We start from the raw sequence: 10850 nt of genomic DNA, 5'->3' as shown, positions 1-10850 counted from the left end.
AGTCAAGGCTTGTCAGGCGCCGGCGTCAGCGGACGCCCCGCCTCGTCGGCCCGGATCAGGGTTTCGCCCGGGGCATCATCGATCCTCATCGCCGGGGGGACGGTGGGATTGGAGGCGTAGCGTCGCCCGTCGAATGGCACGGCGGCCTCATAGCCCTGGATGATCCCGCCGCCCGCCACCTGCACGCCCAGAGCGCGCCGGCCGTGATCCTCGCGTTCCAGAAGACGAATGGGCGCGCGGGCCACGCTGATCTCGCCGACCGAGCGATAGGAGGACCCGTCGCGGTCCAGAACCAGCAGGCGGCATCCGCCCGATCCGCACCAGGCCGGTCCGGTCAGATAGACCAAAGCCGTCTTGCCGTCGGGGGTGAGGGCGGCGGTGTAGCGGGTCGTGTCCGCCGCCTCGCCGGCGCGCTGTTGCAGATAGGCGATCAGGGACGGGTCTTCAGGCGGCGTGCTCTGGGCGACGGCGCCGCCCGGCAAGGCGACGGCGATGACGGCGGCGAAGATCTTCATGGCGGCCTTTCGGGGTGAGGAGCTTGGATGTCTGAACGCCTGAACGCCCAGGTGGTTGAAGATCAAGCGGCCCCTTTCTAAGTAGGGCGGGCAGGTTCGCCTGCGGTGTTCTCAGGGCGGGGTGCGATTCCCCACCGGCGGTAAGGCGGCGACGCCAAGCCCGCGAGCGCTCCCCCCGCTTGGGGAGGTCAGCAGATCCGGTGCGATTCCGGGGCCGACGGTATAGTCCGGATGAAAGAGAACGGGACCCAACGCCTCGCGGCGTGCGTCGCTCTTGCTTGAGCGGCGGGCGCGGCGCGTCGTCGCCCGTAACCCTGGAAAACTGGTTACGGAAAGGACGACCAATTGAACCAGATTTCCTCGTCTTCGCTTCGCGCCCCCGCCTTGGGGGCGCTGTTGATGCTGTCGGCCAGTCTCGTCTTCGCCTGCGGCAATATCCTGCAATCCCTTTTGCCCCAACGGTTCGGCATGAGTTCGACCGGAATGGCCTTCTGGCAGTATCTGATCGCCTCGGTCCTGATGCTGCCCATCGTTCTGCGGATCGGCCTGAACAGGCTGAGGACGCGCCGTCCTCTGGCCCATCTGATCCGCGCCTTCGCCTCGGCCCTGGGCGTCCATGTCTTCGTCTACGGCTTCGCCTCGGGCGTGCCGATCTGGCAGATGGTGACCCTGCTGGCGACCGGCCCCCTGTTCGTCATCATCGGCTCGACCCTGTGTCTGGGCGAGCGGGTGTCGAGCCCCCGGATCGTCGCGGCCATGGTCGGCTTCCTCGGCGCCGTGATCGTTTCGGGGGTCGGGTCCGAAAGCCTGGGGTGGGCCGCCCTGACCCCGGTCCTGGCCGCCGCCCTGTGGGCCGTCACCGATGTGATGACCCGCTGGCTGGCGAGGGAGGAGACGCCCGAGACCCTGACCCTCTCCCTGCTGGTCCTGATCACGCCCAACCATCTGGCGCTTCTGTTGCTGGCGAACGCCTTCGCCTTCGCCTTGCCGGCCGGGGTGGCGACGGACCTGCCCTTCGCCCTGCCTCAGGGTGCGGGCCTGCTTCTGTTGCTGGCCCTGGGCGGCCTGACGGCGGCGGCGCAATATCTGCTGGCCTTCGCCTATCGGCTGGCCGACGCCGCCTATCTGCAGCCCTTCGCCGATCTGAAGGCGCCGCTGGCCGGGCTGGTCGGTTGGCTTCTGCTGGGACAGACGCCGTCGCCCTGGTTCTGGCCGGGCGCCGCCCTGATCGTCGGAGCCTCGATCTTCATCTTCTGGATCGAGGGTCGGGCGCCGCAAGACGGGGCGGCGACGGCCCCGGTTGCAAGCGGAGGATGACGCGGCGGCCCCGGATCGCTATCTGGCGGCCATGGCGCGCTTTGACCTTTCGACCGCAATGGGCCGTTTCCGGGCCCATTGGCATTATTTCTGGGCGGATCACGCCTTTCTGCGCCTGGTCTTCTCCAACGCCCACTGGCTGGGGCCGGACCTTGTCCGCACCAACCAGCCGTCGCCGCGCCAACTGGCCTATTGGAAGTCCAAGGGGGTCAAGACCGTCATCAATCTGCGGGGCGAGCGGGACGAGGGCTATTACTGGCTGGAGAAGGAGGCCTGCCGGCGGTTGGGTCTGACCTTGATCGACGCGCCGCTTGACTCGCGCGACCCGCCGCAGAGGGATCGCATTCACCGGGCGCGCGACCTGTTCAAGACCATCGACTATCCGGTCCTGATCCACTGCAAGTCCGGCGCCGATCGTGCGGGGATGATGGCGGTCTTCTATCGCCACTTCCATCTGGGCGAGCCCATATCGGTCGCCATGAAGCAGTTGTCGAAGAAATATCTTCACTCGCGCGAAGGGCTGACCGGCGTCCTGGACTATACGCTGGAGAAGTACGTGAACGAGGTCGAGCCGCAGGGCGTCAGCTTCATCGACTGGGTCGACAGTCCCGACTACGACCCCAAGGCCATCCGCGCGGAGTTCAAGGCCGGCTGGTGGGGCACGCTGCTGACCGAAAAGCTGCTGAGGCGGGAGTAGGGGCCGACACCGTCAGCCCCAGGGGCCGGTCTTCGGTCTTTCGTCGTCTTCGCCGGCCTGGCGCGCCTCGGCGGCCAGTTCGGCGTCCCGTCGCGCCTTGCGTTCGGCCTCCCACCGCTTGAACCAGCGCGCATAGCCGATGTGGCCTCGCAGCGAAAAGCTGAACAGGGCCAGGACAGCCAGCAGGCTGACCAGTTGAAAAATCTGTTGGGGTTCCAGGTTGATCACGGTCGTTCAGCGTCCGTGTCAGGGAACGGGTTCCCGCTCCCTGACGTCGCACTCAGGCCGCGTCGCCGCGCGGGTCGATCAGCTTGTGGGCGTGCAGGATGAAATAGCGCATATGGGCGTTGTCCACGGTCGCCTGGGCGCGCGCCTTCCAGGCCTTCTTGGCTTCGTCATAGCTGCCGTAGGCGCCGACGAACTCGACCTGGGACAGGTCGCGGAAGACGGGCTCCTTCGGGTGGCGCAGTTCGCCGCCGATGACCAGGTGCAGCAGTTGCGTGGGGACGGAGGATTGGTCGACCATCGGATGTCCTTGAAAGGCTCGGGTGGGGCTCTGGCCGGGGCATAGGCCGAGAACGGCTAAGGATCAATGTATGACGGGGTTTTCAGACCCTGCCTTACGTCGAAAGCGGCACGTTTTTACAGCCGCGCTCCCGTTTGCCCGTCATCGCAGCTTGGGGCATTATGCGGTCATGAGCAGTGATCCGGAAAATCTGACGCTGGTGTTCCTGCGGCGGATCGACGCCAAGATCGATACGCTGGCGCTTGATCTGCGTGAGTTGAAGGAACGGGTCTCCGGCGTCGAAATCGGGCTGACGTCCGTGCGGCGCGATATCGCCGGGTTGGCGGAGACTGACGCTCGCCTCCAGGTGTCTCTGGACCGAATGCGAGACGATGTGGGCCGTATTCAGCGTCGGCTCGACCTGCATGAAGAGCCGGCCGCCTAGGTTTCAGGTCGAAAGCGGCACGTTTTTACAGCGCCGTATGATCAGCGGATGCAGGGCCGGGGCGGCGCAGACCAGACTGGCCTGGCGTGGATCGGCCCGGTTGAACCGCCAGGGGCGGCCGTGGTGGTCGGTGACGCGCGCTCCCGCCTCTTCGGCGATCAGACTGCCCGCCGCCACGTCCCAATCCCATTTCGGCGTCAGGGCCAGGGCGGCGTCGAAGGCGCCGGCGGCGACCAGAGCCATCCGATAGGCCAGGGCGTTGCGCTTGGAAAACCGCAGCGGCGGCCAGGGCTCGTCCCAGTGCGGCCCCTCGATCATCCGGGCGTCGCCCAGCACCGAGGCGTCGTCCAGCGTGTCCACGTCCGAGGCCCGCACCGGGGCGCCGTTGCGCCAGGCGCCGCCGTTCCGAACCGCCGCATAGGTTTCCTGAACCTCCGGCGCATGGATGACGGCGGCGACCACCTGGCCGTCCTCGACCACGGCGATAGGGGTGCACCACCAGGGTTGGCGCTTCATATAGGCCACCGTGCCGTCCACCGGATCCACCACGAAAATCCGGCATTTGGACAGGCGCTCGGACGAATCCGCCGTCTCCTCCGACAGCCAGCCATAGTCGGGGCGGGCGGCCAGCAGACGGTCCTTCAGCATGGCGTCCACCGCCAGGTCGCCGCTGGTCACGGGCGAACCGCCGACCTTCGCCTCAACCTTCAGCCCCGCCTCACGTTCGGCGAGCGCCAAGGCGCCGGCGTCGAGCGCGGCCTGGCGGATCAGTTCGAGGTCGGCGTCCAGGTCCGTCATTTTCCGGCTATGGCCACCGCGTCGAACATCAGGCTCGGCACGTTGAAACTGCCTCGGAACTCCAGGTCCGAGCCCCGAACCAGCCGCAGATAAAGGTCGGGCAGCTTGCCCGCCACGGTCACCTCATTGACCGGATAGGCGATCGCGCCGTTCTCGAACCAGAAGCCCGACACCCCGGCGGACCAGTCGCCGGTGTTTCCGTTCAGCGACGGCCCGAACATGGAGGTGACCAGAAGTCCGGTCCCTGCATCGGCCATCAGTCCCGCCAGATCCCGCTCGCCCGGCTCCATGTGCAGGTTGTGGGTCGAAACCCCCGCTGATCCCGCCAGGCCGCGCGAGGCGTGGCCGGTGGACTCCAGCTCCAACTGCCGGGCCGAGGCGCTGTTCAGCAGCCAGGTGGTCAGCACCCCGTCGTCGAACAGGGCGAGCCGTTCGACCGCGACGCCCTCATCGTCGAACGGGGTCGATCCCAGGCCGCGCGGCCGGAACGGATCGTCGATCAGGGTGACGCCTTCGGCGAACACCCTCTGGCCCATCCGGTCCTTCAGGAAGGAGGTGCCGCGCGCGATCGACGGCCCCGAAATCGCGCCGATCGCCGGCGAGACGATCTGGCCGGCCATGCGGTTGTCGAAGATGACGGGGGCGGTGGTCGAGGCGATCTTGCGCGCCCCGGTCCGGGCTGCGGCGCGTTCGCCGGCCGTTCGCCCGATGATTTCGGCGCCCGGCAGGTCCGACAGATGCCGGGTCGAGCGGCTCTCGCCGCCGCGCTCCATCGCTCCGTCCTTCTCGGCGATCACTCCGACGCCCAGCGAGAAGGCCGAACCCTGATAGTCCCCGTCGAATCCATGCGAGGTCACCAGTCGCCAGCGGCTGGACGACCAGGACGCATGCCCGCCCTCGGACCGGGCGACGCCCTTCACGGCCAAAGCCGCGGCCTCTGCCTCGGCGGCGGCCTGCTCCAGCGCTTCCGCACTGCGTTCGCTGGGATCGAACAGGTCCAGTTCGGCGAAGGGCGCCTGCGCCAGCCGATCCTGCGGCGCCAGACCGGCGTGGGGGTCTTCCGGCGCCAGCCGCGCCATGGCCACCGCGCGTTCGACCAAACGTGTGCGAGTCGCCGGCGACAGGTCCGAGGCGGAAACCGAGGCCTGCCGCTGTCCGACGAAGACCCGCAGGCCCAGATCGCGCGACTCTTCGCGTTCGACGTCCTCCAGCCTTCCATTGCGCACCCCGACCGACAGGGCGCTTCGGTCGGCGCTGACCGCCTCGGCGGCGTCCGCGCCGGCTTTCAGCGCGGCCTGGACGATGTCATGCAAAAGATCGGTGGAGGCGGAGGCGTCGCGGGCTTCAGTCATGCCCCGATATGGCGGACCCTTTGCTGCGTCGCAACCTCGCGCCTCACACCACGGCGAAGGCGATCAATCCGACCGCCGCCGTCAGCAGGGCGACCCAGGTCAGCAGCATGCCGATCACCCGACCCAGCGAGGGCCCCGTCTGGAACAGAAGGCCCAGGGCATGGGCCGAGCGCCCCACGAACAGGGTCGCCCCCACCCCATGCACCATCCAGGCGGGCGCTCCGACGGCGGCCAGAAGCAGCATGGCGATCATGCCGGGCGCGGCGTATTCGGCGCAATTGCCGAAGGCGCGCGTGGCGGCCGCGAGGTCCGCGATACCGCCGTCCCCCAGCGACACCATATGTTTGCGGCGGCCGCTGACCACAATGCCCGACAGAACCAGGAGCAGCAGGATCAGCAGGCCGCTCCACAGGGCGGCGGCCTGGACGGCGTACATCATGGGGGTGGTCATGGATCAGTCCTCGCGCCCGACGGGATAGAGCAGATAGCGGTCGTCATAGAAGGGCGTCCGCTCATAGAACCAGGCCAGCCGCGCCTGCGGATCAGCCGCGAACGCCGGTTCGGCCGCCAGCTTGGCCTCGAACTCGGCCTTCAGCGCCGGATCGGCCGCCAGCATCTTCTCGGCCAGGGGCGCGATGGCGTAGGCCTCGATATATTCGACCCGGCTCATGACTTCGGGGAACAGGCCCCAGGCGAAGAAGCTCTCGCTGGACTGCGGCTCCAGCAGCAGGACGACGACGTCGCCCAGCGGCTGGTCAGTGGGCACGCGCACCGAGCCGGTCGGGAAGGTCCAGTCGTGGCGCTCGACCTCGACCGTCTTCACCGAGGCCTGGACGTGGCCCTCGTTGGCCCGCGTCGCCAGTTTCGGCTCGACCAGGCGCAGCATCGACAGGTTCACCGTGCGCGGCGCCGCCAGCGTCTCCATCTCGACGCCGTGGATTTTCAGCCGCTCGATGATGTCGGTGCGATAGCTCGGCACCCAATAGGCGGTCGGGCGGTTCAGGGTCAGCGTCGGCTTGGATCCGTAGAAGGGCATCTGCCACAGCTCGGGATCGGGCCGGCCCAGCCAGCGCACCTCGTCGCGACCCGAGGCGGGGCTGTGATACATCTCGTACAGCATCCCCTTGAACGGGCGGGTGGAGGAGGGGGTCTCTTCCGCCTGGAAATTCGCCAGGATCTGCGCCGGTCGCAGGGCCCGGTCCTGATCGGTCGCCGCCTTCAGCGCCGCGCCCTGATCGGCCAGCAGCCGCATCGCCTCCTCGATGAAGACATAGGTCCCCAGCACCCGCTGCTCATGCGGTTTCAGACTGTGGTTTTCGATCAGAATGGTCGGCACATGGGCGGCCGCGCCCCAGCCGTTGGAGTAGCGTTCGCCCAGGCCGCCGTCTGACAGGCCCTTCTTCGGTTCGTCGTCGTCGATGCCGAACACCAGTTCGCCGGGGATATGGCCCTCGCGCTCCAGGGCCGCGTTCATCGCCGGTTTGAACACCGTATCCAGCCAGGCCGAGCTGTTGGGCGAGCGGCTGAAGGTCCCGTCCTCGCCGTTGAAGCCGTAGGTGACGTCGTACTGATAATCCAGGCCGTCGGTGACGTGGACGTCGACATAGAGGTCCGGCCGGTACTTCAGGATCAGGCCCCGCACCGCCCGCATCTCTGCCTGGTCCAGTTTCAGATAGTCGCGGTTCAGGTTCTGGTTGGTCGCCGTATTGCGCCAGCCCTGGATGCGCGGCCCGCGCTGGTTCGGGCGGGAATAGGGGCCGGCGCGCTCATGCCCGTCCACGCTCAGGATCGGGATCAGGATCAGATTGACCCGGTCCAGCAGGGCGTCCTTGCCGTAGAAGGCGATGTCGCGCAGCACCATCATGCCCGCGTCCTTGCCGTCGATCTCGCCGGGGTGAATGCCCGCCTGGATCATCAGCACCGGCTTGGCCGGATCGAAGGCCGCGCCGTCCTTCGAGGCGATCACCGCATAGATGGGCCGACCCTCGGGCGAGACGCCGAACTGTTCGATGCGGATCAGGTCGCTGGCGGCGTCCAGTCGGTCGAACCAGGCGCGGGTGTCGACATAGTTCGGTGAAAAGTCATGGCCCCGATCCGCCTCGAACGGCGTCACCCAGGGATCGCTCGCATCGCGCAGCAGGGCCTTCGACGCCCCGTCCCAGGCCGGCGTGGGCGGCAGGAAGGGCTGGTCCCAGGGCGCGATATTGGAAAGAACGGGCGGACGGCCCGGCGACTGGGACATGGCGGGACTCGAGACTAGGGCCGCGACGGCGGCGAACAGAAGCGCGTGACGCATGGATGAAGTCCTCGACCGATCCGGTCCTTATGGCAAGCCCGCGGGCTCAGCCGGCGACGGCGGCGGGCGGGGATGGGGCGGGGGCGGCGAGGGTCGCCGGCAGGCAGGCCAGGATCAAATAGATGGCGACGTGCAGGCCCAGCAGGATGGCGAAGGTCCGCCTGCTGCGCGTCAGGGCCGCCGGAACGACCAGCACCAGATACAGCGGATAGGCGATCGCATAGTTGATCAGCAGCAGGGTCGCACCCGGCTTGCCGAGTATTTGAGAGATTGAGACCGCCACCATCAGCGTATTGGCCACGGTGGTCAGGATCAGCACGATCCTCTTGTTGCCCCAGAAATGATCGTCCAGGTCCATGCCGTCGACGATCTGATGCGGAAAGACCAGAGAGGCCGCGATGAAATAGACCATGGCGATCGCCAGGCCGATCACCAGCATGCCGTAGCTGAACGGGGCGTCTCGGAAGGTGTGCCAGGCGGCGTCCCAGAAGGTGGCGATGTCCAGGCCGACGAACAGGGCCAACAGGGGCGTCAGCCAGCCGATGCGCAGGGTCTTGCGATGCTGGATCGCCGCAGCCAGGCCCGTGGCGATCACCGCCACCGACAAGCCGAGCGCCAAGCCATAGAAACTGAAATAGAATTCGAACGCGCTCACCTGTCCCCCGATCTGACGCCACGCCCAGATATGGAGTTATCGCGCTTGTCTTGGCAAGCGCGCCTCGGCGGCCGATCCGCGATCGGCGGACTATTCCTTCGCCACCAGGGACCAGCCGCCCTTTTCAACCAGGGGCGCCGCAGCCCGGCTGATGTTCAGGCCGTAATAGGCCAAGAGCGCGATCAGCGCCGCCTTCACGATCCAGGGGCGGCGCGCCAGGGCGGCGATCAGCGTCAGACCGGTGAACAGACTCACGCCGAACCAGAAGAACCAGCTCTTGGCCACCAGATGCAGTTCGCCCTGGGCGGCCGCGACGCCGACGATCAGGCTGGCGACAATGACATTGGCGCTCAGCAGAAGCAGAAGGATGGTGCGCTTGTTGCGCCAGAAATGGGCGTCCAGATCCTCGACCTGATCCTCGTCACGCGGAAAGACCAGGGTGGCCGAGATGTAGAACAGGCCTGCGATCACCAGGCCCAGCATCAGAAGGGCCAGATTGAACGGGGCGGGGCGGAAGATGATCCAGGCCTGGAACCAGAAGGTGGTCACATCCAATGCGGCGAACACCACCAGCAGCGGCGTCAACAGGCCGAAGCGCGGCCTTGGATTACGGTTCAGCGTCCGCGCGAACCCGCCCAGCAGTTCCGCCACCGACAGGCCCAGGATCAGCCCATAGAAGCTGAAGAAAAATTCGAACGCGCTCACATCGCCCCCTCGGCGTGAATCAAGGCTTCCGCCCTATTTCCAGATCGACCTCTTGTCGCCGGGCAAGCCGAGCGTGTCCCAGATAGCGTCGATCCTTTCGACCACCGCCTGGTCCATCCGGATCTCCTCGCCCCATTCGCGCTTGGTCTCGGGCGGCCATTTGTCCGTCGCGTCCAGGCCGATCTTGGAGCCCAGGCCGCTCTCGGGGCTGGCGAAATCCAGATAGTCGATCGGGGTGTTCTCGATCACGGTGATGTCGCGCGCCGGGTCCATCTTGGTCGAGATGGCCCACATGACGTCCTTCCAGTCGCGGGCGTCGATGTCGTGGTCCACGACGATGACCCATTTGGTGTACATGAACTGGCGAAGATAGCTCCAGACGCCCAGCATCACTCGCTTGGCGTGGCCCGGATAGGCCTTCTTCATCGACACCACCGCGATCCGGTAGCTGCACCCCTCGGGCGGCAGCCAGAAGTCGACGATCTCGGGGAACTGCTGGCGCAGCAGGGGGATGAAGACCTCGTTCAGCGCCTCGCCCAACACGCTGGGCTCGTCCGGCGGCCGTCCGGTGAAGGTGGTCAGATAGATGGGGTTCCGCCGCATGGTGACGGCGCTGACCTTGAAGACCGGGAACTTTTCGACCGAGTTGTAATAGCCGGTATGGTCGCCATAGGGGCCTTCGTCCTCGAACGCGTCCAGCAGGACGTGGCCCTCCAGCACGATTTCGGCCTGGGCCGGGACCATCAACGGCACGGTCTTGCAAGGTACCAGCTCGGCCTTGGCGCCGCGCATCAGGCCCGCGAACTGATATTCCGACAGGGTGTCCGGCACCGGCGTCACCGCCGCCAGGATGGTCCCCGGATCGGCGCCCAGGACGACGGCGCAGGGCAGGGGCTCCTTGGGCCGCGCCTTCTTGTGCCGGGCGTAGTGCTGGGCCCCGCCGCGATGGGCCAGCCAGCGCATGATCGCCCGGTCCTTGCCCAGGACCTGCATCCGATAGATGCCCAGGTTGAAGTCGTCCTCGCGATCCTCGCTGGGCCCCTTGGTCACGACCAGACCCCAGGTGATCAGGGGCGCCGGCTCGCCGGGCCAGCATGTCTGGACGGGCAGGGCGGCCAGATCGATCTGGTCGCCCTTCAGCACCACCTCCTGCACCGGCGCCTTCTTCACCGTCTTGGGCCGCATCGACATGACGGTCTGCGCCAGGGGCAGCATCTCCATGGCGTCGCTTAAGCCCCGCGGCGGCGTCGGATTTCTCAGGAAGGCCAGCAGTTCCCCGACCTCGCGCAGCTCGCCCGCCGTCGTGCGGTTCTTGCCCTCCAGCGTCACCCCCATGGCGACCCGTTTCACCGTGCCGAACAGATTGGCCAGGCAGGGGATGGGGCTGATCGTCCCGTCCGGCATGACCGGCTTTTCGAACAGCACCGCCGGGCCGCCGTTGCGCAGCAGCCGGGTCTGGATCTCGGTCATCTCCAGCACGGTGGAGACGGGTTCGGACACCCGCACCAGCTCGCCGTCGGCTTCCAACTGGTCGATGAAGTCACGCAGGGATTTATAGGCCATGG

Annotated in this window: 13 protein-coding genes and 1 riboswitch; of the genes, 3 read left to right on the top strand and 10 right to left on the bottom strand. The window is 67.0% G+C overall.

What is annotated here, in order from left to right; all coding sequences use genetic code 11:
* Positions 1–2 precede the first annotated feature (2 nt).
* On the bottom strand, positions 3–515 hold the full coding sequence (locus BSP_RS13830) for a hypothetical protein (RefSeq protein WP_054766244.1): 513 nt from the start codon (positions 513–515) through the stop codon (positions 3–5).
* Positions 516–618: 103 nt separating this feature from the next.
* Positions 619–762, top strand: a riboswitch (FMN riboswitch).
* Positions 763–860: 98 nt separating this feature from the next.
* On the opposite strand from BSP_RS13830, the gene BSP_RS13825 reads away from it, so the two are divergent.
* A complete protein-coding gene (locus BSP_RS13825) occupies positions 861–1832 on the top strand; it encodes a DMT family transporter (RefSeq protein WP_152950706.1) in 972 nt (323 codons plus the stop codon).
* A gap of 31 nt (positions 1833–1863) precedes the next feature.
* Positions 1864–2529, top strand: coding sequence for a beta-lactamase hydrolase domain-containing protein (locus BSP_RS13820; protein WP_054767003.1), 666 nt, complete (start codon positions 1864–1866; stop codon positions 2527–2529).
* A 12-nt stretch (positions 2530–2541) separates the two neighbouring features.
* On the opposite strand, the gene BSP_RS13815 is transcribed toward BSP_RS13820, so the two are convergent.
* Positions 2542–2757: a hypothetical protein gene (locus tag BSP_RS13815; protein ID WP_054766242.1), complete on the bottom strand. Its 216-nt coding sequence runs from the start codon at positions 2755–2757 to the stop codon at positions 2542–2544.
* 52 nt (positions 2758–2809) lie between these two features.
* Positions 2810–3055: a DUF4170 domain-containing protein gene (locus BSP_RS13810; protein WP_152950705.1), complete on the bottom strand. Its 246-nt coding sequence runs from the start codon at positions 3053–3055 to the stop codon at positions 2810–2812.
* Between the two features lie 70 nt (positions 3056–3125).
* On the opposite strand from BSP_RS13810, the gene BSP_RS13805 reads away from it, so the two are divergent.
* The gene (locus BSP_RS13805) at positions 3126–3479 is read left to right on the top strand and encodes a hypothetical protein (protein WP_224760985.1); all 354 of its coding nucleotides are present in this window, start codon (positions 3126–3128) and stop codon (positions 3477–3479) included.
* Positions 3480–3482: 3 nt separating this feature from the next.
* Here BSP_RS13805 and BSP_RS13800 read toward each other — a convergent pair whose 3' ends face one another.
* From BSP_RS13800 to BSP_RS13770, 7 genes are all read right to left on the bottom strand, one after another.
* Complete coding sequence (locus tag BSP_RS13800; RefSeq protein ID WP_152950704.1) at positions 3483–4277, bottom strand: 3'(2'),5'-bisphosphate nucleotidase CysQ; 795 nt, start codon at positions 4275–4277, stop codon at positions 3483–3485.
* Entirely contained in the window at positions 4274–5629 is a 1356-nt protein-coding gene (locus BSP_RS13795) for a TldD/PmbA family protein (protein WP_152950703.1), read from the bottom strand. The genes BSP_RS13800 and BSP_RS13795 overlap by 4 nt, the downstream gene beginning before the upstream one ends.
* 43 nt (positions 5630–5672) lie before the next feature.
* Positions 5673–6080, bottom strand: coding sequence for an MAPEG family protein (locus BSP_RS13790; RefSeq protein ID WP_054766237.1), 408 nt, complete (start codon positions 6078–6080; stop codon positions 5673–5675).
* 3 nt (positions 6081–6083) lie between these two features.
* Entirely contained in the window at positions 6084–7925 is a 1842-nt protein-coding gene (locus tag BSP_RS13785) for a M14 family metallopeptidase (RefSeq protein WP_152950702.1), read from the bottom strand.
* A gap of 46 nt (positions 7926–7971) precedes the next feature.
* Positions 7972–8580, bottom strand: coding sequence for a hypothetical protein (locus tag BSP_RS13780; protein ID WP_152950701.1), 609 nt, complete (start codon positions 8578–8580; stop codon positions 7972–7974).
* Between the two features lie 90 nt (positions 8581–8670).
* On the bottom strand, positions 8671–9285 hold the full coding sequence (locus BSP_RS13775) for a hypothetical protein (protein ID WP_152950700.1): 615 nt from the start codon (positions 9283–9285) through the stop codon (positions 8671–8673).
* A 33-nt stretch (positions 9286–9318) separates the two neighbouring features.
* Positions 9319–10848: a UbiD family decarboxylase gene (locus BSP_RS13770; RefSeq protein ID WP_152950699.1), complete on the bottom strand. Its 1530-nt coding sequence runs from the start codon at positions 10846–10848 to the stop codon at positions 9319–9321.
* Positions 10849–10850: the final 2 nt, after the last annotated feature.

The sequence above is a fragment of the Brevundimonas sp. Bb-A genome (assembly GCF_009394735.1).
In the GTDB taxonomy this organism is placed as follows: domain Bacteria; phylum Pseudomonadota; class Alphaproteobacteria; order Caulobacterales; family Caulobacteraceae; genus Brevundimonas; species Brevundimonas aurantiaca.
The sequence above is the reverse complement of the archived record's forward strand: the minus strand, read 5'-3'. Positions and strand labels throughout refer to the sequence as shown.